Source organism: Brevundimonas sp. Root1423, from assembly GCF_001426805.1.
The window spans coordinates 68,417-91,913 of record NZ_LMFL01000078.1 but is presented as its reverse complement, the minus strand read 5'-3'; the positions used below and the strand labels follow the sequence as shown (position 1 = coordinate 91,913).

Sequence of the window (23,497 nt, the reverse complement as noted above, 5' to 3'; positions counted from 1 at the left end):
CGGCCTTCAGCTCGAGGCCGATTCCGGTGAGCGCGGTCGTAGCCGATTTCGAGCAGAGGGTGTTCGCCTCTCTCATGAATTCCTGCATCAGGAAGTCGAGTTTTCGCCCGGCGGGGGGTTGCTGCAACAGGGTCCGGGCCGAGGCGACGTGGGCCGTCAGCCGGTCCAGCTCCTCGCGCACGTCGGCCCGGGTCGCGAGGGCCGCCGCCTCGAGGAAGATCCGGTCCTCAAGGCCGGGGGCGTCGGGAGCCAGTTCGGTCATGCGGCGGCTGAAACGCTCGCGGATGGCGTCGGTCTGGGCCGAGGCCCCGGTTTCGGCCTGGGCCACCAGTTGCTCGATCCGGTCGATGAAGTCCGTGATCACGGGCAGAAGCTGGCCGCCCTCGCGGTCGCGCGACAGCTTGAGGGCGTCGAGGGCCTGGTCGATGGTGACGGCCATGGCGGCCTCGACGGCGGCGCGGGCCCCGGCGTCGTCGGCCTCCTCGGGCGCCTCCAGCACGCCGCGCAGCGACAGCAGGCCGTCGGCCGAGGGCGGGGTCGCCCCCTCCTCCGCCAGTTGATTGGCGAGGGACAGGTAGCGGGCGAGGATGTCCTGGTTGACCTTGAGCGAGGCGGCGCCGAGCTCGCGCCGGGTCTGGATTCCGACGGTGACCTGACCTCGGCTCAGCCGGGCCTGGGCGGAGGTCCTGGCATGACGCTCGAGGGTGTCGAAGCCGGGCGGCCCCCGGAACCGGACCTCCAGATTGCGGCCGTTGACCGAGCGGGCCTCGACCGACCAGGTCCAGTCGCCGTCGGACCCGTCGGCGCGGCCGAAGCCGGTCATGCCCGAGATCCGGCTCATCGCGCCGGCGCCGGCGCGGCCGGCGGTATGCTGATGACCCGCGCGCCCGGCGGCACCGTCACGCCCGGAGGGACGGCGGCGCCGGAGGCGGCGTCCGGCGGCGCGTTGGGGACGCCGGGAACCGTGCCGGGCACGGCGGGCGGGGCCGCCTCGGGCGGCAGGCCGGCCTTGCGGCGCTCGATCTCGCGCCAGCGGGCGACATTGGCGAGATGCTCGTCGAAGGTGCGGGCGAAGACGTGGCCGCCGGTGCCGTCGGCGACGAAGAACAGCTCGTCGCTGCGGGGCGGATTGAGGACGGCGGCGACCGCGTCGCGGCCCGGATTGGCGATGGGCGTCGGGGGCAGGCCGTCGATCTGATAGGTGTTCCAGGCGGTGGCCCGGTCCAGTTCGGAGCGGCGGATGCCCCGGCCCAGCGGGCGGCCGCGGGTGATGCCGTAGACGATGGTCGGATCGCTCTCCAGCCGCATGCCCGCGCGCAGGCGGTTGGTGAAGACGGCGGCGACGCGCGGGCGCTCCGCCGCGAGGCCCGTCTCCTTCTCGACGATCGAGGCGAGGATCATGGCCTCCTCGGGCGTGCGGACGACCGTGGTGGGGCTGCGGGCGGCCCACAGCCGGGCCAGGTTCTCGTCGCGGGCGCGGCGCATGCGGGCGATCACCGAGTCGCGGGTCTCGCCGCGGCTGACCTCATAGGTGTCGGGCCAGAGCGAACCCTCGTCCGGCGTGCCGTCGACCGTGCCGATGAGGATCGGCTGGTTGTTGAGGATGTCGACGGCCTGGGCGGAGGACCAGCCCTCGGGCAGGGTGACGTAGTGGCGGACCACCCGGCCCTCGACCAGGAGGACGATGACCGAGCGCAGGGAGGCCTTGCTCGGCACCTCATATTCGCCGGCCCGCAGCTTGCGGTCCGCGCCGGTCAGGGTGGCGGCCGCCTTGAACATGTCGGTCGAGCGGATCACCCCGGCGGATTTCAGGGTCGCGGCGATGGCCGAGACGCCCGCGCCGCTGGGGAGGGTGACGATGGTCGCCGGCTGACCGCCGCGCGCCGACGGGCCGGGCGCGTAGAAGACGCTCCAGGCCGCGACCAGGGCGGCGATGATGAACAGGCTGACGGTTCCCGTCGCCGCCACGACGGCCGTCTTGCGGCCTGAACCCCGTTCGATCCCCACCTAGCCCACCTTCCGGAAGATGACGGTGGCGTTGGTCCCGCCGAAGCCGAAGCTGTTCGACATGGCGACGTCGATCTCCATCGGCTGGCCCCTGTCCCGCACCATGTTCATCGGGGTCTCGCGCTCGGGATTGTCCAGATTGATGGTCGGCGGCGCGATCTGGTCGCGGATGGCCAGGATGCAGAAGATGGCCTCGATGGCGCCCGCCGCTCCCAGCAGGTGGCCGGTCATGGACTTGGTCGAGGACAGGGCCACGTTGGGGGCGTGGTCCCCCATCAGCTTCTCGATCGCGCCGGCCTCGATCCAGTCGGCCATGGTCGACGTGCCGTGGGCGTTGACGTAGTCGATGTCGGAGACGTCGATCCCGGCCCGTTTCACCGCCATCTGCATGGCGCGATAGCCGCCCTCGCCGTCCTCGGCCGGGGCGGTGATGTGGTAGGCGTCGCCGCTCATGCCGTAGCCGATGACCTCGGCGTAGATGGTCGCGCCGCGCGCCTTCGCGTGTTCGTATTCCTCCAGCACCACGATGCCCGCGCCCTCGCCCATGACGAAGCCGGAGTGGTCCCTGTCCCACGGCCGCGAGGCCTTTTCGGGCGTGTCATTGTACGCCGTGCACAGAGCCTTGCAGGCGAGGAAGCCGGCGATGCCGATGGGGACGATGGAGCTTTCCGCCCCGCCCGCCACCATGACGTCGGCGTCGTCCATCATGATCATCCGGGCCGCGTCGCCGATGGCGTGGGCGCCGGTGGCGCAGGCCGTCACCACCGAGTGATTCGGGCCCTTGAGGCCGTGCCGGATCGAGATCTGGCCCGAGGTCAGGTTGATCAGGGCGGACGGGATGAAGAAGGGGCTGACCCGGCGCGGGCCCTGTTCCTTGAGGATGATGGCGGTGTCGGCGATGGGGCCGAGGCCGCCGATGCCGGAGCCGACCATGACGCCGGTGCGTTCGCGCTGTTCCTCGGTCTCGGGCTTCCAGCCGGCGTCGGCCAGGGCCTCGTCGGCGGCGGCGATGGCGTAGACGATGAAGTCGTCGACCCGCTTGCGGTCCTTGGGCGACATGACCTTTTCATGGTCGAACACGCCGGGCTGGCCGGGCGCGCCGCCGCCGCGGCCGTCCACGGACGGGATTTCCCCGGCGATGGTGCAGCCGTAGCCCTCGGTGTCGAAGCTGGTGATCGGACCGATGCCCGACCGCCCCTCGAGGATGCCCTTCCAGTTATGGTCAACGCCCCAGCCGAGGGGGGTGAGAAGACCGAGGCCGGTGACGACGACACGGCGCATGAGCGCTCCTCGCTACAGAATCCTGACCGCAAACAGTAATGGCCGCCGGGCGACCCCGCTAGGGGCGCGCCACGGCGGCCATCAAAGCCGTTCTGAAGTGGAGGCGATCAGCCCGCCAGCTTCTCGTCGATGAACTTCACGGCGTCGCCGACCGTCTGGATATGCTCGGCGGCGTCGTCGGGGATTTCGATGTCGAATTCTTCCTCGAAGGCCATGACCAGCTCGACGTTGTCGAGCGAGTCGGCGCCCAGATCGTCGATGAAGCTGGCCTTTTCAACGACCTTTTCCGGATCGGCGTCCAGGTGGTCGATGACGATCTTGCGGACGCGTTCCAGGGTGTCGGACATGGGTGTCTCTGCTTTCAGGGCCGCCACGGCGGCTGTTGTCTCAGTCACTGCCGTATGACGGCAGCGGCGACGGTGCAAGCCTTCAACGAAGACTCAGACCCGTCGGTTGCTTGGCCTTTAGCACAGCCGCGAGGGCTAGAAATAGCCCTGTGACGCCTTGTCGGAGGCGCCGTCCCAAACTTCCTTCTCTGCTCCGGGGGAGAAGGTGGGCGGCGAAGTCGCTCGGATGAGGGGGATGTCCGAGACAAGCCGGCTGCCGGACAGTCGGGCGCGGACTTACCCCTCATCCGCCCCTCCGGGGCGCCTTCTCCCCCAGGGGGAGAAGGAATTCACTGCGTCCTAGATCATCGCCATCCCGCCGTTCACGTGCAGGGTCTGGCCCGTGACGTAGGCGGCTTCGTCGGACGACAGATAGACGGCGGCGGCGGCGATCTCGTCGCCCGTGCCGAGGCGGCCGGCCGGGATGTTCTTCAGGATCGTCTCGCGCTGGGCATCGTTCAGCACATCCGTCATTGGCGAGGCGATGAAGCCGGGGGCGATGCAGTTCACCGTGATCCCGCGCGAACCCACTTCCTGGGCCAGCGACTTGGAAAATCCGATCATGCCGGCCTTGGAGGCCGCATAGTTGGTCTGGCCCGGGTTGCCGGTGACGCCGACCACCGAGGTCACGCCGATAATCCGGCCCGAACGGCGCTTCATCATCCCCTTCATCGCGGCGCGCGACAGGCGGAAATAGCTCTCCAGGTTGATCCGGATGACGTCCTGGAAGTCCTCATCCTTCATCCGCATCAGCAGGCCGTCTTTGGTGATGCCGGCGTTGGCGATCAGGATGTCCAGCGGCGCGCCGGCGACGTCCTCGGCGCGGGCGATCAGCCCGTCGACCGATTCAGGGTCCGACAGGTTGGCGGCGGCGGCGAAGGCGCGCTCGCCCAGTTCTTTCGCCAGATCCTGCAGCACCGCCTCGCGGGTGCCGGAGAGGACGACGGTCGCGCCCTGGGCGTGCAGGGCGCGGGCGATGGCCCCGCCGATGCCGCCGGTGGCGCCGGTGACGAGGGCGGTCTTGCCGGTGAGATTGAACATGGGTGCCTCTTCTTCTTCTTCCGTCATCCTCGGGCTTGACCCGAGGATCGGACTGTCAGGGTGCTCCCAGCCAGGCGGCTGGAGCGAGTTTTCAGGGCCATCCGAGGCGCCGAGCTTGCTCAGACCTCTGATCCTCGGGTCAAGCCCGAGGATGACGGCGGAGACTATCCAAACGACGAGGCGAACGCTTCCAGCTCTTCCGGGGTGTTCAGCGACACGCTCTCCGCGTCGGGCGCGATGCGTTTGGCCATGCCGGTCAGGACCTTGCCCGAGCCGATCTCGGCGAAACGGGTGACGCCGCCCTCCCCGGCCATCCATTCCATGCTCTCGCGCCAGCGCACGCGGCCGGTGACCTGTTCGACCAGCAGGCGGCGGATGACCTCGGGATCGGTTTCCGGCCGGGCGGTGACATTGGCGACGACGGCGACCGAGGGGGCGACGAGGGTCGCCGTGGCGAGGGCCGCGGCCATCTCGTCGGCGGCGGGCTGCATCAGCGGGCAGTGGAACGGCGCCGAGACGTTCAGGAGAATGGCGCGGGCGCCGAGTTCCTTGGCCTTCTCGATGGCGCGGTCGACGGCGGCCTTGTCGCCCGAGATGACGATGTTGCCGGCGTTGTTGTCATTGGCGACCACGCAGACGCCGACCTCTGACCCGGCCTTCGCCGCCTCTTCCGCCAGCGCCAGATCGGTCTTCGGGCCGATCAGGGACGCCATGGCGCCCCGGCCCACCGGCACGGCGCGCTGCATGGCCTGACCGCGCAGCTTCAGCAGCCGCGCCGTGTCTGCGAGGGAGATCGCGTCCACGGCGCACAGGGTCGAATATTCGCCCAGCGAATGGCCGGCGGCCCAGGTCGCCCTGGCCAGATCGAAACCGAACTCGGTCTTCAGCACGCGCATCGCCGCGACGGACACGGCCATCAGGGCGGGCTGGGCGTTTTCGGTCAGGGTCAGCTGGTCTTCGGGCCCCTCGCGCATCAGCTGGCTGAGGTTCTGGCCCAGAGCCTCGTCGACCTCGGCGAAGACGGCGCGGGCCGAGGCGAACGCGTCGGCCAGGGCGGCGCCCATGCCGACCGACTGGCTGCCTTGTCCCGGAAACAGCAGGGCGAGGGTCATGAGGGGCTCCGGCGGTGTTGAATCGAGGCGGAGGGGTAGGACGATCAGGCGGGCGGGGCAAGCGGGGCCTGCCGGAGCCCTCCCCGACCCGCGAAGGTTCATCACAAGGGACACGAAGGATTCACAAAGGACACGACGGGGCCGGCGGACCCGCATCTCCCGTCAGGGAGACGCAAAAGAGTCCGATGGCGGGCAAGCGCCCGCGGAAGGCGGAGAGGGGCTCGCTCTCGTCGTGTCCTTCGTGTCTCTTCTTCGTGTTCGTTGTGATGAACCAGCCCCGTCGGCCGAAAGCGCAGACCGCGGAGCCCGGCCCTCCGGACCCTAGAACAGCACCGCCGGGTTCATGATCCGGTGCGGGTCGATCGCGGCGCGGACGGCCTGCATGGTCTGGATTTCCAGCGGCGACTTGTAGCGGCGCGCCTCGTCCGTCTTGAGCCGCCCGAGGCCGTGCTCGGCCGAGATGGAGCCGTCGTAGCGGGCGACGATGTCGTGGACCACCTCGGAGCCCTCGGCCCAGCGGGCGAGGAAGGCGGGATGGTCGCCGCCGGGCGGGCACAGGACGTCGTAGTGGATATTGCCGTCGCCGACGTGGCCGAAGGCGCTGACCCGCGCTCCGGGGTGGAAGCGTTCGACGGCGGCCGTGGCTTCCTCGAGGAAGTCGGCGATACGGGACACGGGCACCGAGACGTCGTGCTTCCAGCCGCCGCCCTCGGGCTTCTGGGCGGCCGACTGTTCCTCGCGCACCTTCCAGAAGGCGGCGCGCTGGGCGTCGTTCTGGGCGATGGCCGCATCGGTGACCAGGCCGGTCTCGAAGGCGTGGGTCAGCAGCCGCTCCATGGCGGACTCCGCCCCGCCCGGTTCGCCGGAGACCAGTTCGATCAGGACGTACCAGGGCGGCGTGGTGTCCAGCGGCTCGCGCGTGTCGGGGATGTTGGCGAGCACGAAGCCCATGCCGATCCGCTTCATCAGCTCGAACGCCTCGACGCCGCCTCCGGTCTCTGACTTGGCGCGGGCCAGCAGGTCGATGGCGGCGACGGGCGTGTCCAGCCCGACCATGGCCGTCGCCCGGCTGCGCATGACCGGGAACAGCTTCAGGGTCGCGGCGGTGACGACGCCGAGAGTGCCCTCGGCGCCGATGAGCAGCTGTTTGAGGTCATAGCCGGTGTTGTCCTTCCGCAGCCGCTTCAGGCCGTGGAAGATCCGGCCGTCGGGCAGGACGGCTTCAAGACCCAGCACCAGGTCGCGCATCACGCCGTAGCGGATGACAGCCGTGCCGCCGGCGTTGGTCGAGACCACCCCGCCGATGGTCGCCGTGCCCTCGGCCGCGAGGCTGAGCGGGAACAGCCGGTCCGCCGCGGCGGCGGCCTGCTGGGCTTCGAGCAGGGTGACGCCGGCCTCGACCGTCATGGCGTCGTCCAGCGGGGTGACGTCGCGGACCGCCCGCAGCTTGCGGGTCGACAGCAGCACCTCGCCGTACGGAATCTGGCCGCCGACCAGGCCGGTGTCGCCGCCCTGGGGGGTGATGGCGACGCGGTGTTCGGCGCAGACGGCGACCAGCCGGGCCGTCTCCTCGGTCGAACGGGGCGTCAGCATCAGCGGCGTATGCCCCTGCCAACGGTTGCGCCATTCGGTCAGCCACGGCGCGATTTCGTCGGGATCGTCGGTCCAGCCGCCGGGGCCGGCGGCGGATTTCAGGGCTTCGAGCGCGGCGGCGGAGGGCGGGATCATGCGCCCCTTGTCTCAAAGCAACGGGTCTCGCGCCACCCCCAACACCGCCATCCCCGGGCTTGTCCCGAGGACCAATTCGCCGTCGCGCGGGCAAGTCAGAGACCCGCAGGACGTCCAGGGCGCCCCTTGGCCGAAGGTCCGAGGCCGCGGAACCACGGGGCCCCGGGACAAGCCCGGGGATGACGGGATAAGGAGGATCGATGACGACCGCCCTTCCCTCGCCCGTTCCCGCCGTCGGCGTCGTCTGCCTGCGCGGCGACGCGGTGCTGCTCATCCGGCGCGGGACGCCGCCGCGGCAAGGGGAATGGAGTCTGCCGGGCGGGCGGATCGAACCCGGCGAGCGGGCCATGGACGCTGCGTTGCGCGAACTGCGCGAGGAAACCGGAATCGAGGCCGAGATCACCGGCCTGATCGACGTGGTCGACGGCGTCTTTCCCGAGGCCGGACGGCATTATGTCCTGATCGACTACGCCGCGCGCTGGATATCGGGCGAACCGGTCGCCGGCGACGACGCGATCGCGGCGCGGTTCGTGGCGCTGGACGAGATGAAGGCGCTGGTGGCCTGGCCCGAGACGCACCGGATTATCGCGCTCGCCGTGGCGTCCCGCGATTTGGGACGCGACCCGCGTTCTGCGACGTGACAAGGTCAAGCTTTCCGGCGATGGGCCGGATGGGGAACATCATCATGCATATCCGTAGTCTGGTGGCGGCGCTCGCCGCCTCGGCCGCCCTGCTTGCGCCCGCCGCCTCGGCCCAGACCGAGTCCATCGACTTCACCCTGACCAACAACACGGAACACGTGCTGACGGCCCTGTTCATCTCCCTGCCTTCGACCAACGAGTGGGAAGAGGACATCTTCGGCGCCGACGTGCTGGGATCGGGCGACAGCATCGACATCTCGATCGACGATGGCCTGCCCGAATGCGTCTACGACATCCGCGCCGACTTCTCGGACGGCGATTCCGTGCAGGTCGCGGAAGTCAATTTCTGCGAGCTGGACGGCGAGGAACTGGTCATCAACGAGGAGTAGTCCGGCGCCCAGGCGCAGGCTGGAGGGGCGGTTCCTGCGGGAGCCGCCCTTTTTCATTACGCGGATGTCATGTTCGCCGTGTCCGGTTTCTGTGACGCAGCGGGCACGGGCTGCTAACCTGAGCGGGATTGGGAGGCCCTATGGACACGTCCGTTCTCTTCACCGCTGCCCTGGTCGCGCTGGCCTTCGTGCTGCTGTTCAGCGTGGTCAAGATCGTCCCGCAGGGGCGCGAGTTCACCGTCGAACGGTTCGGCAAATACACCCGCACCCTCGCGCCAGGCATCAGCATCCTGACGCCCTTCGTCGAGCGGGTCGGACGGCGCATGAACATGATGGAGCAGGTCCTCGACGTGCCCCAGCAGGAGGTCATCACCAAGGACAACGCCATGGTGAAGGTCGACGCCATCGTCTTCATCCAGGTGATGGAGGCCTCGGCCGCCGCCTACCGGATCGAGAACCTGCCCTATGCCATCACCCAGCTGTGCTCGACCAACCTGCGCACCGTGGTCGGTTCGATGGAGCTGGACGAGGTGCTGTTCCAGCGGGACAGCATCAACTCGCGCCTGCTGACCGTGATCGACGCCGCGACCGAGCCCTGGGGCGTCAAGGTCAACCGGATCGAGATCAAGGACCTGACCCCGCCGGCCGACATCACCAACGCCATGGCCCGCCAGATGAAGGCCGAGCGCGAGCGCCGCGCCGTCATCACCGAGGCCGACGGCGAGAAACAGGCCGCCATCGCCCGCGCCGAGGGGGCCAAACAGGCCGCCATCCTCGAGGCCGAGGGTCGCCGCGAAGCCGCCTTCCGCGACGCCGAGGCCCGCGAGCGCGAGGCCGAGGCCGAGGCCAAGGCCACCGCCATGGTGTCCGAGGCCATCGCCCGCGGCGACGTCAACGCCATCAACTATTTCGTGGCCCAGAAATACGTCGAGGCCTTCGCCGAACTGGCCCGCAACCCGACGGCCAAGACCGTCATCGTCCCCGCCGAGATGTCCGGCCTGGTCGGCACCATCGCCGGCCTCGGCGAACTGGTCGGCCTGGCCCGGGAACAGCAGCAGGGCCGCAGCGACGTCCGCCGCGACGCCCCGCCCCCCTCGCCCCCCCGCCCGCCGCGGCCCCCGCGCGGATCGGTTCCCGGAACGGAGTAGGCCATGGACGCCCTGATCGATCTCCACGCCGCCCAGCCCTTCTGGATCTGGCTGGCCCTGGGCGTGATCCTGCTGGCGGTCGAGGCCGCCTTCTCGACCGAATGGCTGCTGTGGCCGGCGGTGTCGGCGGGCATGGTGGCCGTGGTCACCGCGCTGGGCCTGCCCTTGAGCTTTGTCGGCGAGGTCGCCCTGTTCGCGGTCCTGACCGTGGCCATGACCCTGCTGTCGCGGCGGCTGATCCAGAGGGTCAATCCGTCAGACGCCCCGGACATCAACGCCCGCGACAACCGGCTTGTTGGCCAGCGGGCCCAGGTGGTTCAGCCGTTTGTCGACGGACGCGGCCGTGTGTTCGTCTCGGGCGCCGAATGGGTCGCCGAAATCGACGGCGCCGGCCCGCTGATCGGCGAAAGCGTGATCGTGGACCGCGTCGACGGGTCGAAACTGAAGGTGCGTACGGCCTAACGCGGCAGATCCGCGATCCCCCGATTCGCCAGGCCGTCGGCGCGTTCGTTGAGTTCGTGGCCGGCGTGGCCCTTGACCCAGTGCCATTTGACCTCGTGCCGGGCGCGGGCCTCATCGAGGCGGCGCCACAGGTCCTCGTTCTTGACCGGCTTCCTGTCCGCCGTCTTCCAGCCGCGCGCCTTCCAGCCCCGGATCCATTCGGTGATGCCGGTCATGACGTATTTGCTGTCGGTGTGCAGGTCGACGCGGCAGGGCCGGGACAGAGCCTCGAGGGCGCGAATCGCCGCCATCAGCTCCATGCGATTGTTGGTGGTCAGCGGCTCGCCGCCCCACAACTCCTTCTCATGGCCGCCGCCGGTCTGAAGCACGGCGCCCCAGCCGCCGGGGCCCGGGTTGCCCTTGCAGGCGCCGTCGGTGTGGATGATGACGTGACTCATGGGCGCGTCCTAACAGGTTCACTTGGCGTCGCGCCACTGAACGGCCTATATGCGTGAAGACATTTCGACCGGGCCGGCCCGGCCTGACTGAGGAGAGTATTCCGTGGGTTCATTCAGCATCTGGCACTGGGCCATCGTCGCCATCATCGTGCTTCTGCTGTTCGGCGGCCGCGGCAAGCTTTCGGCCATGATGGGCGACGCCGCCAAGGGTGTGAAAGCCTTCAAGGACGGCCTCAAGGACACCGACGAGGACAAGCCGCGCGACGAACGCGCGGGCGCCCTGCCCCGGACCGACGCCGAAAAAGAAGACCTGAAGTCCTAGGGCCGCTGTAGACGGCGGAGACCTGACGCATGGGTGGCCTGGGTCCCGGAATCGGGGGCGGCGAATATCTGGTTATCGCGGTCGTGGCCCTGCTGGTCGTGGGGCCCGAGCGCCTGCCGCTGCTCCTGCGCAAGCTGGGCAAGATCGTCGCCCGGGCGCGCGGCATGGCCAATGAGTTCCGCTCCAGCTTCGACGAGATGGCGCGCCAGTCCGAACTGGACGAGTTGCGCAAGGAGGTCGAGGCGTTGCGCACCGGTCAGGGCATGCACGCCCTCGGCGCCGACGCCGATTCGGCGTTCCGCGAAATCCGCGACGACCTGAACAAGCCGCTGTACCAGCCCATGCTGTCCGCCCCTGACGAATGGCCCGACAGCCCGCCGGTCATGGCGCCGCTGGAGACGCCGGCCCCGGCCGCCAAGCCCGCGAGCAAGCCGGCCAAGACCCGCGGCGTGAAGGCGAAGGCGTCCAAACCCGGCACGGGCCGAACGACCGCCAAGCCCGCCCCGGCGAAGGCCGGAGCGTCCACCGGCGCCAAGCCTGCGAAACCCCGGGCCGCCCGCAAGACGGCGCCCGCGTCATGAGCGCCGTCGATCGCGACGAGGACGAGATCGAGGCGTCGCGCGCTCCGCTGATGGATCATCTGATCGAGCTGCGCGGCCGGCTGCTGATCTGCGTCGTCGCCTTCGTGATCGCCTTCCTCGTCTGCTTCTATTTCGCCAGCCCGCTCTACGTCTTCCTGGTCAAACCCTATGTGGTGGCCAGCGCCTTGCAGGCCGCCGACGGCCACAATGTTTCCATGCTGGACCTGATCTCGACCATGGTCGGGCTCAAGCCGCTGGCCGACGGCCAGCATCAGGCCGCGCAGCTGATCTATACGGCGCCGCTGGAAATCCTGTTCGTGAAGATGAAACTGGCCGGGCTGGGCGCTGTCGTCGCCTCCTTCCCCATACTGGCCTTTCAGCTGTACCGGTTCGTGGCTCCGGGCCTGTATCGCAATGAGCGAGGCGCCTTCCTGCCGTTCCTGGTCGCGGCCCCGGTGCTGTTCATCGTCGGCGCGGCGCTGGTCTATTACGTCATGCTGCCGATCGTGATGCTGTTCTCGCTCAATCAGGGCATCGTGGCCGAGGGCGTGACCGCCGCCCTGCTGCCCAAGGTGTCCGAATACATGAGCCTGGCCACGGCCCTGATCCTGGCCTTCGGCCTGTGCTTCCAGCTGCCCGTGATCATGACGCTTCTGGGACTGGCGGGCATCGTCAGTTCGAAACTCATGGCCGAAGGGCGCCGTTACGCCATCGTGGCCGTCGTCGTGGTCGCCGCCATCGTGACGCCGCCCGACCCGATCAGCCAGCTGATGCTCGCCGTGCCGCTGGTGCTGTTGTACGAGATTTCCATCTGGTGCGTGCGTCTGATCGAGATGCGCCGCAAGACCGCGGACGCCGCGGCCTGACCGCCGACGCGGGAATGTAGTCATGGATTCACCGACCTTCTCGCTGGCGCCCCGTCCCGCCGCCGTACTGGCGCGGCTGCAGAACGTTCCCGGCGCCCGCTACGGGGCCGCCGCCGTGCTGGTGATGCTGGCTCTCGGCGTCCGGCTTATGCTCTCGTCGGCCATGGGCAATGGCTACGGCTACACCTGCTTCTATCCCGCGGTCATCCTGGCGGCCTACTGGCTGGGAGCCCGGCCCGCCCTGATGGCCGCCGGCCTGTCGACGGCGATCGTCTACGCCTTCCTGGGTCCCGTGCCGCTGCACTGGAACATGGACGGTCGCGGTCTGGTGGCGCTGAGCTTCTTCCTGCTGTCGTCGGCGCTGCTGATCCACATCCTGAGCACGATCCGGGCCCGGTTCAACCTGCTGGCCGCGAACCACGCGCGGGTAGAGGCCCTGGCGACCGGCCAGGCCGAACTGTTTCACGAGCACGCCCAACGGACGACCGATCACCTGCAGCTGATCTCGGCCATCCTGCAGCTTCGCGCGCGTGAGGAGGCCGATCCGATGGTCTCGCGCGTGCTGACCAACGCCGCCTCGCGCACCCTGCTGATCTCCCGCGCCCACCGCGAGTTCACCGGCAATCCGGACAGCCGCATCCCGTTCGACGCCTTCGCCCGAAAACTGGTCGAGGCCTCGGCTTCGCGTGGCGGAATGGAGGCCGACAAGGTGCGCATCGCCAGCGGCGATCTGGATGTGCCGCTTGAGCATGCGACGGCCCTGGGGCTGGTGCTGCTGGAATATCTGACCACGCTCAAATCCTGCCCCTCGGCGACCAACCTCGCCGTCATCCTCGCCGACGACGGCGACCGGCGAACGCTGGACCTGGTGGCCGCGGGCGACAGCAACGTCACCCCGCCGCGGGACATCCCCCTGTTCGAAGCGGTCTCGGAACAGCTGGGCGGCGAGCTGGTGATCACGCGCGGCTCCACGGGATGCGGGGTCCGCATCAGCTTCCCCGCCACGATCCAGCCCGCCCAGGCCTGGGCGCCCGTGGCGGTCAGCCTGCACTGACGGCCCCCGCGGTCGGAACCTTGGCTTTGCGCCGGGGTTTGGACGGGATCACCTGTTGGGAGACCCGCCATGATCGCCATCCATCGTTTCGCCGCCCTCGCCGCCCTCGCCCTGACGGCCGCGGCTTGCACCCAACAGGAGGCGGCTCCCGCGGCCGAGCAGGCCGCCGCGCCCGCGGCGGCTCCCGAGACCCGCACGGTCGTGGAAACGCGCGAAGTCGCCGTTCCCGTGCCCGTGCCCGCCAGCCCGCCGACCGTGGTCATCGAGCGTCCCGAAGCGCGCGTGGGCGACAGCACGACCGTGCGCGCAGGTCGTGACGGCATCGAGGTCGAGACGACCAACCGCTAGATCGCGAATCCCGAATGAAGAACGGCGCCGGAGGGCTTCCCCTCCGGCGCCGCTTTCGTTTCGCCTCAGCCGTGGATCAGCAGCTGTAGTACATGTCGAATTCGACGGGGTGCGGGTGCAGTTGCAGGCGCATCACCTCCTCCATCTTCAGCTCGATGTAGCTGTCGATGAAGTCGTCATCCATGACGCCGCCCTTCTTGAGGAAGGCGCGGTCCTTGTCGAGGTTGTCGAGGGCTTCCTTGAGGCTGCCGCAGACCTCGGGGATGTTGCCCCGCTCTTCCGGCGGCAGATCGTACAGGTTCTTGTCGGCCGGAGCGCCCGGATCGATCCGGTTCTCGATCCCGTCCAGGCCGGCCATCAGCAGGGCCACGAAGGTCAGATAGGGATTGCCCATCGGGTCCGGGAAGCGGGCCTCGATACGCTTGGCCTTGGGCGAATTGACGAACGGGATGCGGATCGAGGCCGAACGGTTGCGCGACGAATAGGCCAGCTTCACCGGGGCTTCGTAGCCGGGGACCAGGCGCTTGTAGGAGTTGGTCGTCGAGTTGGCGAAGGCGTTGATGGCCTTGGCGTGCTTGATGATGCCGCCGATGTACCACAGGCACATGTCCGACAGGCCGGCGTATTTGTCACCCGCGAACAGCGGCTTGCCGTCGCGCCAGATCGACTGGTGCACGTGCATGCCCGAGCCGTTGTCGCCGAAGGTCGGCTTGGCCATNCGGCGTATTTGTCACCCGCGAACAGCGGCTTGCCGTCGCGCCAGATCGACTGGTGCACGTGCATGCCCGAGCCGTTGTCGCCGAAGGTCGGCTTGGCCATGAAGGTCGCCGACTTGCCGTAGGCGGCGGCGACGTTGTGGATGACGTATTTGTAGAGCTGCAGCCGGTCGGCCATGGTCAGCAGGTCGCTGAACTTCAGACCGAGCTCGTGCTGGGCCGGGGCGACTTCGTGGTGGTGCTTCTCGGGCTGCATGCCCAGGTCGCGCATGACGCCCAGCATTTCGCCGCGCAGGTCCTGGGCGCTGTCGGTCGGATTGACCGGGAAGTAGCCGCCCTTGTGCGTCGGCCGGTGGCCCATGTTGCCTTCGGAATATTCCGCGCCCGTATTGGCCGGCAGCTCGATCGAATCGTAGGTGTAGCCCGTGTCGTGCGGCGCCGTGCTCCAGCGCACGTCGTCGAAGATGAAGAACTCGGCCTCGGGGCCGAAGAAGACGGTGTCGCCGACGCCCGAGGACTGGACATAGGCCAGGGCCTTCTTGGCCATCGAGCGGCTGTCGCGATTGTAGGGTTCGCCCGTGTCAGGGTTCAGCACGTCGCAGAACAGGAACAGGGTGGTCTGCTGATAGAACGGATCGATCCAGAAATTGGTCAGGTCCGGCTTCAGCAGCATGTCGCTTTCATTGATCGCCTTCCAGCCGGCGATCGAGGAGCCGTCGAACATCGTCCCCTCTTCCAGGAACTCATCGTCCACCAGGTCGATGTCGAAGGTGACGTGCTGCATCCGCCCCTTGGTGTCGGTGAACCGGAGGTCGACGTATTTTACGTCCTTCTCCTTGATCTCCTTGAGGATCTTGCTGGCGCTCATGGTGTTCGACGTCCTGTGGCTCGGGGAGGTGAAGAAACGGCCGCCCCGGAAGGACGGCCGACGGAAATTCAGACGGCCTGGGCGCCCGTCTCGCCGGTGCGGATGCGGATGACGTCAAGGACGTCGGACACGAAGATCTTGCCGTCGCCGATCTTGCCGGTGCGCGCCGCGGCCTGGATGGCGTCCACGACCGAGTTGACCATGTCGTCGGACACCACCACCTCGATCTTGATCTTGGGCAGGAAGTCGATGACGTACTCGGCGCCGCGGTAAAGCTCGGAATGGCCCTTCTGGCGGCCATATCCCTTGGCCTCCAGCACGGTCATGCCTTGCACGCCCGCGTCCTGCAGCGCTTCCTTCACTTCATCCAGCTTGAAGGGCTTGATGACGGCTTCGATCTTTTTCATTGGCGGTCCCAGGCGGCAAAGGACTCCATGCCNGTAAAGGGACATTGCATTGCACAATAAGGCAAGCGTTTTTCGCCCCCTGTCGCCATCCGTGAACGGAGGACACGTCCGATGACCCAGGCCCCCGACCCGGACTGGCGCCCCTCCGTGCCCTGGCCCGGCGCGGACGCCCACAAACATGCGCGCGGGCGGCTGGGCGTCGTCTCGGGCAAGGCCACGCAGACCGGCGCGGCGCGGCTGGCGGCGCGGGCCGGGCTGCGCATCGGCGCGGGGGTGGTGCGCATCCTGTGCCCCCCTGACGCGGCGGCCGTCATAGCCCCGGCCATCGAGGCCGTCATGCTGGCCCCCTTCGGCTCGGCCGAGGCGCTGGTGGCGGCCGTCGAGGGCATGGACGCCGTCGTCATCGGCCCCGCCGCCGGGGTGAACGACGCGACCCAGGCCAATGTCCGCGCCCTGGCCGGGACGGGCGCGGCGCTGGTCGTCGACGCCGACGCCCTGACCGTCTTCGAACGCTGGCCCGCCGAATTGTTCGGCGTCCTCGACCGCGACGACGTCCTGACCCCGCACGAGGGTGAATTCGAACGTCTGTTTCCCGGTCTGCTCGCCAGGGGCCGCCAGGCCGCCGCGCGCGAGGCGTCGAAACGCGCCGGGGCGGTGGTCGTGCTCAAGGGCCCGGCCACGGTGATCGCCGCGCCGGACGGACGGCTGGCGGTCAACGCCAACGGCGTCCCCTGGCTGGCGACGGCGGGAACGGGCGACGTGCTGGCGGGCATGATCGGGGGCCTGATGGCCCAGAGGATGGGCAGTTTCGACGCGGCGCGGGCGGCGGTGTGGATGCATGCCGAGGCGGCGCGCGGCTTCGGCCCCGGCCTGATCGCCGAGGATTTACCCGAGCGGCTGCCGCGGGTTCTGGCGGCGCTCTACCCACAGGCGGACTGACCGCGACGCCGGGCCCGGTTCAATTCGTCATCGAACCGGCCTATCTGCACGCCAACGCCGCCGGAGCCCGCCCCTTGCTGATCGTCCTGTCACCGGCCAAGCGGCTGGATTTCACCGAGCCCCATCCCGACCTGCCGGCCTCGGAGCGGCGTTTTCTGGACGACACCGCCAACCTGTCCCGGACGGCGCGGGCCCGCACGGTCGCTGAATTGCGCCGGCTGATGAACATCTCCGACGACCTGGCACGCCTGAACCGCGAACGCTTCCAGGCCTTCGACGCCGGCTCGACCGGCGGCGTCCAGGCCGCCTTCGCCTTCGCCGGCGACGTGTACGAGGGTCTCAAGGCGCGCGAGCTGGACCAGCCCTCGCTGGTCTGGGCCCAGGATCACCTGCGCATCCTGTCGGGTTTCTACGGCCTGCTGCGGCCGCTGGACCGGATCCAGCCCTATCGGCTGGAGATGGGCGCGCGGCTGAAGACCCGGCGCGGGTCCAGCCTCTATGACTTCTGGGGCGACCGGCTGTCGAAGCAGCTGAACGCCGACGCCGAGGGACAGGCCGATCCCACCCTGATCAACCTCGCCAGCCAGGAGTATTTCGGCGCCGTCGACGCCCGGGCGCTGAAACTGCCGGTGGTCACGCCGCACTTCCGCGAATCGAAGGATGGCGAAAGCCGGATCATCTCCTTCTTCGCCAAGAAGGCCCGGGGCGGCATGGCGCGGTTCGCCATCGATGAACGGATCGAGCGGCCGCAGGACCTGAAGGCGTTCGACCGCGACGGTTATCGCTTTGACAAGGCGGCCTCCAGCGACACAGACTGGATATTCACCAGATCGGGAAATTAAACCCGACTGTCGCCTTCGCAACCGCGAACGGCTAGGCTGACGAGACTGACGGACGGACGAGATACCCATGTTCCAATGGCCCAAACGCGGCGACGGCTCCCAGACCTCAAGCGAACCCTTCCGCGACATCGGTGATCTGAAGGGTCAGGTGGCGGTGATATCGGGCTCGACCTCGGGCATCGGTCTGGCCTTCGCCCGCGCCATCGCCTCGCGCGGCGGCGACGTGGTGCTGAACGGGCTGGGCGACCCGTCCGAGATTGAACGCACCCGGGCCGAGCTGGAAGCCAGCTGCGGCGTCCGCGTGCGCTATCACGCCGCCAACATGCTGCGCGGCGACGAGGTCGCCGACATGGTGGCTTACGGCAAGCACCAGCTGGGCCGCCTCGACATCCTGATCAACAACGCCGGCGTCCAGCACGTCGAGGCGGTGGAGAAATTCCCGTCCGACAAGTGGGAACAGATCATCGCCATCAACCTGTCCTCGACCTTCTACGCCACCCGTGCGGCCATCCCGATCATGAAGGCGCAGGGCCGCGGCCGGATCATCAACATCGCCTCGGCCCACGGCCTCGTCGCGAGCCCGTTCAAGTCCGCCTATGTCGCGGCCAAGCACGGCGTCATCGGCTTCACCAAGACCGTCGCGCTCGAGGTCGCCGAGGACAACATCACCTGCAACGCCATCTGCCCCGGCTTCGTCGAGACGCCGATCGTCGAGAAGCAGATCGCCGATCAGGCCCGCACGCGCGGCATGTCGAAGGAGGCGGTGCTGAAGGACGTGATCCTGGGCTCGCAGCCCACCAAGCGGTTTGTCACCACCGACGAACTGACCGGCATGATGCTGTATCTGGCGTCCGACCTCGGGGCCTCGGCCAACGGGGCCAGCTTCTCCATCGACGGCGGCTGGACCGCCCAGTAGGCACGGAGGCGAGCGGGTGTCGAAGCGAAAGCCGCCCACGCCGAAACGCCGGCCCATCAGCCTGGCCCTGCAGGGCGGGGGCTCTCATGGCGCCTTCCAGTGGGGCGTGCTGGACCGCCTGCTGGAGGATGACCGGCTCGACATCCGCGCGGTGACCGCCTCGTCCGCCGGAGCCATGAACGCCGCGGCCCTGATCAGCGGCCTGCATACGGGCGGGACAGAGGGCGCCCGAAGTCAGCTGGACCTGTTGTGGCGCGAGGTGAACCTGTCGGGCGGCCGCAACGTATTCGGAGACTCCTCGATCTGGAGCGCCGCCATGACCCCGGGCTGGCTTAAGGACAGCAGCCTGTGGCGGTCGGCCGAGAACGCGGCCATGTCGATGAGTCCCTACCAATTCAATCCGTTCAACCTCAATCCTCTCAAACGGGTTCTGGATACGACGATCGATTTCGAGGCCGTGCGCGCGTCCTCGATCCGGCTGTTCGTCGCCGCCACGGCGGTCAAGCACGGCCGCGCCCGCCTGTTTGAAAACCCCGAGGTCACCGACCAGGTCCTGCTGGCCTCCGCCTGCCTGCCGCACCTGTTCCAGGCGGTCGAGATCGAGGGCGAACCCTATTGGGACGGCGGCTATCTGGCGAATCCCGCCTTGTGGCCGCTGGTCTACGCCGATACGCCCGACGACATCCTGTTGCTGCCCTTGAACCCGTTCGTGCGCGAGGAGGTCCCGCGCGCGGCCGGGGACATCATGGACCGGCTGAACGAGATCGTGTTCAACGCGCCCCTGGTCGCCGAACTGAGGGCCATAGCCTTCGTCCAGGACATGATCGCCGACGGGCGGCTGAAGCGGACCGGCGACAACCGCTATCGCCGCCTGATGCTGCACGCCATCGAGCCGGGCCCGTGGCTGGGAGCCCAGTCGCTGAGCTCGAAATTCAATACCGAATGGACCTTCCTCAATGAGCTGAAAGCGCACGGGCGCGAGGCGGCGGGCGAGTGGCTGGAGCACTGCATCGACCATGTCGGCGAGCGATCCAGCATCGACATCAAGGCCCGCTTTCTGGCCTAGCCTACGAACCCCGCCGCACGCCTCAGGCGGTCGTTGATGGCCTCGCCGAGGCCATGCGCCGGGATCGGGGACACGGCGATCCCCGAAGGCCGTCCGCGGTCCGCTTCCCGCAGCCGCCGGAACAGGTTGGCCGCCGCCTCGCGCAGGTCGCCGGTCGGGCTCAGGCTCCAGCGCGGGTCGCCGACCCCCGGCCCGAAGCCCAGCAGGATCTCGCCGGCCCGCGCCGTCTCCGCCTCGATCCGGACGGGGGCGTCCGGCGCATAGTGCCGGGTCAGACGGCCGGGCGACCGATGCCCCTCCCCGCCCCGGTCGAGCGAGCCGACGACGGCCTCGATCTCCTCGCGGGTCACCGACCCCGGGCGCAACAGGGCGACACGGCCGTCCAGCACGGAGACGACGGTGCTCTCCACCCCCACGGCGCAGGGGCCGCCGTCGACGGCGGCGCCGGCGGCGAAACCGGTCTCCTCCACGGCGTCGGCGAAGGTGGTCGGGCTGGGCCGTCCCGACCGGTTGGCGGAGGGCGCCACCACCGGCCGCCCGAACGCCGCGATCAGGGCGCGGGCGCGGGCGTGGCCCGGCGCCCGGACGGCGACGCTGNTGTCCAGCCCGGCCCGGGCCAGGTCGCAGACGGCCGTCCGGTCGCGAACCGGGGCGACGATGGTCAGGGGTCCGGGCCAGAAGGCTTCGGCCAAGGCCCGGGCGCGGCCATCGAACACCGCCACCCCCTCGGCCTGGACGGCGTCGGCGACGTGGGCGATCAGCGGATTGAAGCGCGGACGGCCCTTGGCCTCGAAGATCGCGGCGACCGCGCGGGCGTCGCCCGCGTCCGCCGCCAGGCCGTAGACGGTTTCGGTCGGCAGGATGACCAGGCCGCCGGCATTCAGGACCCGAACGGCCTCCGCGTCGGACGCGCTCAGGACGGTCGCGCCTGAAGCGCGACCCGCACCGTCACCTGCCGTCCGACCAGCCTGTTCCACGGTCCCGCCGTTCCTATCCCGAAGTCCGCGCGATCCAGCTGGAACGCGCCCGCCAGATGCGCCCGGTCGCCATTGACGCGCAAGGCCAGCGGAAAGGCGATCGCCCGCGTGCGCCCCTTCATGGTGACGTCGGCGCGCGCCGTATAGCGGTCTCCCCCCAGCGGTTCGAGCGACTTCAGCTCGAAGCGGATGACCGGATAGCGCGCCGCGTCGAGAAAGGCCGGCCCGATGGCGCGTCCGGTCGCGACATCGGGCGACATCTTCAGGGACGCCGCCTGGACCGTCACCGAGGCCCGGGCGCCCTCCGGACGCAGGGGATCCATGACGGCGGAGCCCCGCCAGTCCTCGAACCGCCCGGTGCGCCAGCCGCCGAAAGCCCGGACGGACATCTCGATGCTCGACCCGTCCCGCTCAAGGGCCCAGGGCCCCGGCGCCGCCCCGGTCAGCAGGGGCGTCAGCAGCGCGAAGAGCAGCGCGACCCACAGTCTCATGGGCGACGCGGTATCCACGGAATCATCCGGTGCAACACATTGTCCCGGTCGACGAAATGTTGCTTGAGCGCGCCGAGAACGTGCAGAACGATCAGGGCGATGAGGAATTTGGCCGCCAGTTCATGCAGGTCCATGAGGGCGCCCGCGGTCTCGCGCCCGCCGCCCACCGGCAGCAGGGGCCATTCAAACAGGCCGAACCACAGAATCTCCCGGCCGGCCGCCGATGACGCCGCCCAGCCGACCAGCGGCATGGCGATGAGGAAGACGTAGAACAGGACGTGGGTCGCGCGCGCCAGCAGCTTCTGCCAGCGCGGCATGGCGTCGGGCAGCGGAATCGCGGGGTTGGCGATCCTCCAGCCCAGGCGTCCGAGCGTCAGAACCAGAATGCCGAGACCCACGGACTTGTGGACGTTGACGAACTCGCGCGAGGTCGGTCCCTCGGTCCATTCATGCCCGGCGATCAGGCCCACCTGCGTCACGACCAGGGCGGCGATCAGCCAGTGCAAGGTCAACGAGACGGTTGAATAACGGTTACGAGGTTCGGCCATGTCGCGCTCCAGTCTGCGCCCCAGACTGGACCACGGCGAAGCCGCCGCCAAGCCGCCGCTTGCATGCCCCGGCGGCAAGACGGCATGAACGCGGAACAGACCGAGTTGAGGCCCACCATGACCTACCGCGCGCCCGTCCGCGACATCGCTTTCGCCCTGCAGGCCGTGGCCGGGATAAACCAGGTCGCCGCCACCGGCGCCTTCCCCGACTATGACGCCGACGTGCTGGGCGCGGTGCTGGAGGCCGCGGCGCAGTTATCCGAAGGCGTCCTGGCCCCGCTGAACCGCATCGGCGACCAGAAGGGCTCCACCTATGCCAATGGCGCGGTCACGGCCGCGCCGGGGTTCGCGGACGCCTATCGCCAGTTCGCCGCGGGCGGCTGGACAGGCCTGTCCGCCCCCGTCCACGCCGGCGGCCAGCAACTGCCCAAGGCCCTCGAGCTGGCGGCCTATGAGACGGTCCACGCGGCCAACATGGCCTTCGGCCTGTGCCCCATGCTGTCGCTGGCCGCCATCGAGGCGCTGGAGGCGCACGGCACGCCGTCGCAGAAGGACATCTATCTATCGAAACTGGTCTCCGGCGAATGGACCGGGGCCATGGTCCTGACCGAGCCGCAGGCGGGCTCGGACCTCGGCGCCCTGACCGCCACGGCGACGCCGAACGGCGACGGGACCTACGCCCTGAACGGCCAGAAGATCTTCATCACCTGGGGCGACCACGACGCCACCGACAACATCGTCCACATGGTGCTGGCCCGCCTGCCCGACGCCCCGGCCGGCCCCAAGGGCATCAGCCTGTTCCTCGCCTCGAAATATCTGGTCAGGGACGACGGGACGCTGGGCGACCGCAACGGCTTCCGGCCCGTGGGCGTCGAGCACAAGCTGGGCATCCACGCCTCGCCCACCTGCGTCATGTCCTATGAGGGCGCGACCGCCGAACTGGTCGGTGAGCCCAACCAGGGCCTGGCCCATATGTTCGTCATGATGAACGCCGCCCGCCTCGCCGTCGGCGTCGAGGGCGTCGGCATCGCCGAACGCGCCTATCAGCACGCCCTCGCCTATGCCCTCGAGCGGCGGCAGGGCCGGTCGGTCTGGACCGGCGAGGCCAACGCCCCGATCGTCGATCATCCCGACGTCCGTCGCACCCTGTCGGTGATGAAGGCCAAGGTCGCCGCCGCCCGGGCCGTCTGCCTGTCCACAGGGGTCGCCGCCGATCTGGCCAGGCATTCGGCGACCGGGGAAGAGCGCCGGCGCTGGAAGGGCCGCGAGGACCTGTTCACCCCCATCGCCAAGGCCTGGTCCACCGATGTCGGCTGCGAGGTCGCGTCCCTGGGCGTCCAGATCCACGGCGGCATGGGCTTCATCGAGGAGACCGGCGCGGCCCAGCACTATCGCGACGCCCGCATCGCCCCGATCTATGAGGGCACCAACGGCATCCAGGCCATGGATCTGGTCGGGCGCAAGCTGTCGATGGACGGCGGCCAGTCCGCCCACGACCTGATCGCCGACATGAAGGCGACATTGGCGAGACTCCCGCGGCTCTACTCCGGCAAGCCGGTCGAGCGCTTCGCCGCCGCCGTCACGGCGGTCGAGGACGCGACCCTGTGGCTGCTGGACCGGAAGGCCGCTCCGGAAGGGGCCGCGGACGTCCTCGCCGCCGCCGACGCCTATCTGAAGCTGCTGGGCGACGTCGCGGGCGGCTGGATGCTGGCCCAGGGCGCGCTCTACGCCCGCGACCAGCTGGACGGCGGCCAGGGCGATCCCGCGTGGCTGGAAGGCAAGATCACCCTGTACGAGGTCTACGCCGCCAATGTTCTGGGGCATGCGTCCAGCCGGCTCGCCGCCGTGGGCCAGGGCGGGGCCCTGCTGGAGCGGATGAGCGTGGACGTGCTGGCGGGGTAGAGCCCAACGCTCTCCCTCCCCT

Annotated in this window: 27 protein-coding genes and 2 pseudogenes; 14 read left to right on the top strand and 15 right to left on the bottom strand. The window is 69.1% G+C overall.

The genetic code is table 11. The features are described from left to right. The 7 genes from ASD25_RS28105 to ASD25_RS28075 form a co-directional block, all read right to left on the bottom strand. The coding region (locus ASD25_RS28105) for a YicC family protein (RefSeq protein ID WP_156389503.1) at positions 1-841 on the bottom strand (841 nt) is incomplete at its 3' end. Then, positions 838-2,007, bottom strand: coding sequence for an endolytic transglycosylase MltG (gene mltG, locus ASD25_RS28100; protein WP_055830238.1), 1,170 nt, complete (start codon positions 2,005-2,007; stop codon positions 838-840). The genes ASD25_RS28105 and mltG, both read right to left, overlap by 4 nt. Continuing rightward, positions 2,008-3,288 carry a beta-ketoacyl-ACP synthase II gene (gene fabF / locus ASD25_RS28095; RefSeq protein WP_055830236.1) on the bottom strand — a complete coding sequence of 427 codons (1,281 nt, stop codon included), beginning with the start codon at positions 3,286-3,288 and terminating at the stop codon, positions 2,008-2,010. It abuts the gene before it with no gap. Positions 3,289-3,395: 107 nt separating this feature from the next. Then, positions 3,396-3,635, bottom strand: a complete 240-nt coding sequence (locus ASD25_RS28090; protein ID WP_055830235.1) for an acyl carrier protein — start codon at positions 3,633-3,635, stop codon at positions 3,396-3,398. Between the two features lie 339 nt (positions 3,636-3,974). Beyond that, entirely contained in the window at positions 3,975-4,715 is a 741-nt protein-coding gene (gene fabG / locus ASD25_RS28085; protein WP_055830231.1) for a 3-oxoacyl-[acyl-carrier-protein] reductase, read from the bottom strand. 164 nt (positions 4,716-4,879) lie between these two features. After that, complete coding sequence (fabD, locus tag ASD25_RS28080) at positions 4,880-5,827, bottom strand: ACP S-malonyltransferase (RefSeq protein WP_055830230.1); 948 nt, start codon at positions 5,825-5,827, stop codon at positions 4,880-4,882. 321 nt (positions 5,828-6,148) lie between these two features. Then, positions 6,149-7,555, bottom strand: coding sequence for an FAD-binding oxidoreductase (locus ASD25_RS28075; protein ID WP_055830229.1), 1,407 nt, complete (start codon positions 7,553-7,555; stop codon positions 6,149-6,151). Between the two features lie 200 nt (positions 7,556-7,755). Between ASD25_RS28075 and ASD25_RS28070 the strand changes: the two genes are divergently transcribed. The 4 genes from ASD25_RS28070 (at position 7,756) to ASD25_RS28055 (ending at position 10,195) form a co-directional block, all read left to right on the top strand. Beyond that, complete coding sequence (locus ASD25_RS28070) at positions 7,756-8,196, top strand: NUDIX hydrolase (RefSeq protein ID WP_055830226.1); 441 nt, start codon at positions 7,756-7,758, stop codon at positions 8,194-8,196. 44 nt (positions 8,197-8,240) lie between these two features. Continuing rightward, entirely contained in the window at positions 8,241-8,585 is a 345-nt protein-coding gene (locus tag ASD25_RS28065) for a hypothetical protein (RefSeq protein ID WP_156376960.1), read from the top strand. A gap of 140 nt (positions 8,586-8,725) precedes the next feature. After that, the gene (locus ASD25_RS28060) at positions 8,726-9,733 is read left to right on the top strand and encodes an SPFH domain-containing protein (protein ID WP_055830224.1); all 1,008 of its coding nucleotides are present in this window, start codon (positions 8,726-8,728) and stop codon (positions 9,731-9,733) included. Positions 9,734-9,736: 3 nt separating this feature from the next. Continuing rightward, on the top strand, positions 9,737-10,195 hold the full coding sequence (locus tag ASD25_RS28055) for an NfeD family protein (RefSeq protein ID WP_055830223.1): 459 nt from the start codon (positions 9,737-9,739) through the stop codon (positions 10,193-10,195). Here the strand turns inward: ASD25_RS28055 and rnhA are convergent. Beyond that, entirely contained in the window at positions 10,192-10,632 is a 441-nt protein-coding gene (gene rnhA / locus ASD25_RS28050; protein ID WP_055830222.1) for a ribonuclease HI, read from the bottom strand. The genes ASD25_RS28055 and rnhA overlap by 4 nt on opposite strands. A 103-nt stretch (positions 10,633-10,735) precedes the next feature. Between rnhA and ASD25_RS28045 the strand changes: the two genes are divergently transcribed. From ASD25_RS28045 to ASD25_RS28025, 5 genes are all read left to right on the top strand, one after another. Further along, complete coding sequence (locus tag ASD25_RS28045) at positions 10,736-10,954, top strand: twin-arginine translocase TatA/TatE family subunit (protein WP_055830221.1); 219 nt, start codon at positions 10,736-10,738, stop codon at positions 10,952-10,954. Between the two features lie 38 nt (positions 10,955-10,992). Then, a complete protein-coding gene (gene tatB, locus ASD25_RS28040; protein ID WP_082560120.1) occupies positions 10,993-11,535 on the top strand; it encodes a Sec-independent protein translocase protein TatB in 543 nt (180 codons plus the stop codon). Then, the gene (gene tatC / locus ASD25_RS28035; RefSeq protein WP_055830220.1) at positions 11,532-12,401 is read left to right on the top strand and encodes a twin-arginine translocase subunit TatC; all 870 of its coding nucleotides are present in this window, start codon (positions 11,532-11,534) and stop codon (positions 12,399-12,401) included. Before tatB ends, tatC begins: the two co-directional genes overlap by 4 nt. Before the next feature lie 22 nt (positions 12,402-12,423). Next, the gene (locus ASD25_RS28030; protein WP_055830219.1) at positions 12,424-13,455 is read left to right on the top strand and encodes a DUF4118 domain-containing protein; all 1,032 of its coding nucleotides are present in this window, start codon (positions 12,424-12,426) and stop codon (positions 13,453-13,455) included. A 69-nt stretch (positions 13,456-13,524) separates the two neighbouring features. Beyond that, complete coding sequence (locus tag ASD25_RS28025; RefSeq protein ID WP_055830217.1) at positions 13,525-13,803, top strand: hypothetical protein; 279 nt, start codon at positions 13,525-13,527, stop codon at positions 13,801-13,803. Between the two features lie 76 nt (positions 13,804-13,879). Here the strand turns inward: ASD25_RS28025 and glnA are convergent. From glnA to ASD25_RS28015, 3 genes and pseudogenes are all read right to left on the bottom strand, one after another. Further along, a pseudogene (glnA, locus tag ASD25_RS32685) lies at positions 13,880-14,521 on the bottom strand (glutamine synthetase); the annotation flags it as partial. A 1-nt stretch (position 14,522) separates the two neighbouring features. Continuing rightward, positions 14,523-15,387, bottom strand: an 865-nt coding sequence (locus ASD25_RS32680; protein WP_235562911.1) for a glutamine synthetase beta-grasp domain-containing protein, incomplete at its 3' end; no start/stop codon positions are given. Between the two features lie 68 nt (positions 15,388-15,455). After that, complete coding sequence (locus ASD25_RS28015; RefSeq protein WP_055830213.1) at positions 15,456-15,794, bottom strand: P-II family nitrogen regulator; 339 nt, start codon at positions 15,792-15,794, stop codon at positions 15,456-15,458. Between the two features lie 111 nt (positions 15,795-15,905). Here ASD25_RS28015 and ASD25_RS28010 point away from each other — a divergent pair, with 111 nt between their 5' ends. The 4 genes from ASD25_RS28010 (at position 15,906) to ASD25_RS27995 (ending at position 19,557) form a co-directional block, all read left to right on the top strand. Beyond that, positions 15,906-16,733 carry an NAD(P)H-hydrate dehydratase gene (locus tag ASD25_RS28010; protein WP_055830211.1) on the top strand — a complete coding sequence of 276 codons (828 nt, stop codon included), beginning with the start codon at positions 15,906-15,908 and terminating at the stop codon, positions 16,731-16,733. Between the two features lie 74 nt (positions 16,734-16,807). Further along, positions 16,808-17,575, top strand: a complete 768-nt coding sequence (gene yaaA, locus ASD25_RS28005) for a peroxide stress protein YaaA (RefSeq protein ID WP_055830209.1) — start codon at positions 16,808-16,810, stop codon at positions 17,573-17,575. Between the two features lie 67 nt (positions 17,576-17,642). Further along, positions 17,643-18,491: a 3-hydroxybutyrate dehydrogenase gene (locus ASD25_RS28000; RefSeq protein WP_055830207.1), complete on the top strand. Its 849-nt coding sequence runs from the start codon at positions 17,643-17,645 to the stop codon at positions 18,489-18,491. Between the two features lie 16 nt (positions 18,492-18,507). Then, positions 18,508-19,557, top strand: a complete 1,050-nt coding sequence (locus ASD25_RS27995) for a patatin-like phospholipase family protein (protein WP_055830205.1) — start codon at positions 18,508-18,510, stop codon at positions 19,555-19,557. Here ASD25_RS27995 and ASD25_RS32675 read toward each other — a convergent pair. The 4 genes and pseudogenes from ASD25_RS32675 to ASD25_RS27980 form a co-directional block, all read right to left on the bottom strand. Next, positions 19,554-20,154 (bottom strand): annotated as a pseudogene (locus tag ASD25_RS32675) (L-threonylcarbamoyladenylate synthase); the annotation flags it as partial. The gene ASD25_RS27995 and the pseudogene ASD25_RS32675 overlap by 4 nt on opposite strands. Position 20,155: 1 nt before the next feature. Then, the coding region (locus ASD25_RS32670; RefSeq protein ID WP_235562913.1) for an L-threonylcarbamoyladenylate synthase at positions 20,156-20,474 on the bottom strand (319 nt) is incomplete at its 3' end. Next, on the bottom strand, positions 20,471-21,025 hold the full coding sequence (locus tag ASD25_RS27985; RefSeq protein ID WP_055830203.1) for a YceI family protein: 555 nt from the start codon (positions 21,023-21,025) through the stop codon (positions 20,471-20,473). The genes ASD25_RS27985 and ASD25_RS32670, both read right to left, overlap by 4 nt. Continuing rightward, on the bottom strand, positions 21,022-21,573 hold the full coding sequence (locus tag ASD25_RS27980; RefSeq protein WP_055830201.1) for a cytochrome b: 552 nt from the start codon (positions 21,571-21,573) through the stop codon (positions 21,022-21,024). Before ASD25_RS27980 ends, ASD25_RS27985 begins: the two co-directional genes overlap by 4 nt. 117 nt (positions 21,574-21,690) lie before the next feature. Here ASD25_RS27980 and ASD25_RS27975 point away from each other — a divergent pair, with 117 nt between their 5' ends. Then, positions 21,691-23,475: an acyl-CoA dehydrogenase gene (locus ASD25_RS27975; protein WP_055830199.1), complete on the top strand. Its 1,785-nt coding sequence runs from the start codon at positions 21,691-21,693 to the stop codon at positions 23,473-23,475. Positions 23,476-23,497: the final 22 nt, after the last annotated feature.

What these genes read in the sequence shown, in the direction of transcription:
- ASD25_RS27975 (WP_055830199.1), top strand. Translation starts at nt 21,691, where the DNA reads ATGACCTACCGCGCGCCCGTCCGCGACATCGCTTTCGCCCTGCAGGCC.
- ASD25_RS28070 (WP_055830226.1), top strand. Translation starts at nt 7,756, where the DNA reads ATGACGACCGCCCTTCCCTCGCCCGTTCCCGCCGTCGGCGTCGTCTGC.
- ASD25_RS28010 (WP_055830211.1), top strand. Translation starts at nt 15,906, where the DNA reads ATGACCCAGGCCCCCGACCCGGACTGGCGCCCCTCCGTGCCCTGGCCC.
- rnhA (WP_055830222.1), bottom strand. Translation starts at nt 10,632, where the DNA reads ATGAGTCACGTCATCATCCACACCGACGGCGCCTGCAAGGGCAACCCG.
- fabG (WP_055830231.1), bottom strand. Translation starts at nt 4,715, where the DNA reads ATGTTCAATCTCACCGGCAAGACCGCCCTCGTCACCGGCGCCACCGGC.
- ASD25_RS28000 (WP_055830207.1), top strand. Translation starts at nt 17,643, where the DNA reads ATGTTCCAATGGCCCAAACGCGGCGACGGCTCCCAGACCTCAAGCGAA.
- ASD25_RS27985 (WP_055830203.1), bottom strand. Translation starts at nt 21,025, where the DNA reads ATGAGACTGTGGGTCGCGCTGCTCTTCGCGCTGCTGACGCCCCTGCTG.
- ASD25_RS28075 (WP_055830229.1), bottom strand. Translation starts at nt 7,555, where the DNA reads ATGATCCCGCCCTCCGCCGCCGCGCTCGAAGCCCTGAAATCCGCCGCC.
- ASD25_RS28065 (WP_156376960.1), top strand. Translation starts at nt 8,241, where the DNA reads ATGCATATCCGTAGTCTGGTGGCGGCGCTCGCCGCCTCGGCCGCCCTG.
- fabD (WP_055830230.1), bottom strand. Translation starts at nt 5,827, where the DNA reads ATGACCCTCGCCCTGCTGTTTCCGGGACAAGGCAGCCAGTCGGTCGGC.
- ASD25_RS28015 (WP_055830213.1), bottom strand. Translation starts at nt 15,794, where the DNA reads ATGAAAAAGATCGAAGCCGTCATCAAGCCCTTCAAGCTGGATGAAGTG.
- ASD25_RS28060 (WP_055830224.1), top strand. Translation starts at nt 8,726, where the DNA reads ATGGACACGTCCGTTCTCTTCACCGCTGCCCTGGTCGCGCTGGCCTTC.
- ASD25_RS27980 (WP_055830201.1), bottom strand. Translation starts at nt 21,573, where the DNA reads ATGGCCGAACCTCGTAACCGTTATTCAACCGTCTCGTTGACCTTGCAC.
- fabF (WP_055830236.1), bottom strand. Translation starts at nt 3,288, where the DNA reads ATGCGCCGTGTCGTCGTCACCGGCCTCGGTCTTCTCACCCCCCTCGGC.
- ASD25_RS28025 (WP_055830217.1), top strand. Translation starts at nt 13,525, where the DNA reads ATGATCGCCATCCATCGTTTCGCCGCCCTCGCCGCCCTCGCCCTGACG.
- tatC (WP_055830220.1), top strand. Translation starts at nt 11,532, where the DNA reads ATGAGCGCCGTCGATCGCGACGAGGACGAGATCGAGGCGTCGCGCGCT.
- ASD25_RS28055 (WP_055830223.1), top strand. Translation starts at nt 9,737, where the DNA reads ATGGACGCCCTGATCGATCTCCACGCCGCCCAGCCCTTCTGGATCTGG.
- ASD25_RS28090 (WP_055830235.1), bottom strand. Translation starts at nt 3,635, where the DNA reads ATGTCCGACACCCTGGAACGCGTCCGCAAGATCGTCATCGACCACCTG.
- ASD25_RS28030 (WP_055830219.1), top strand. Translation starts at nt 12,424, where the DNA reads ATGGATTCACCGACCTTCTCGCTGGCGCCCCGTCCCGCCGCCGTACTG.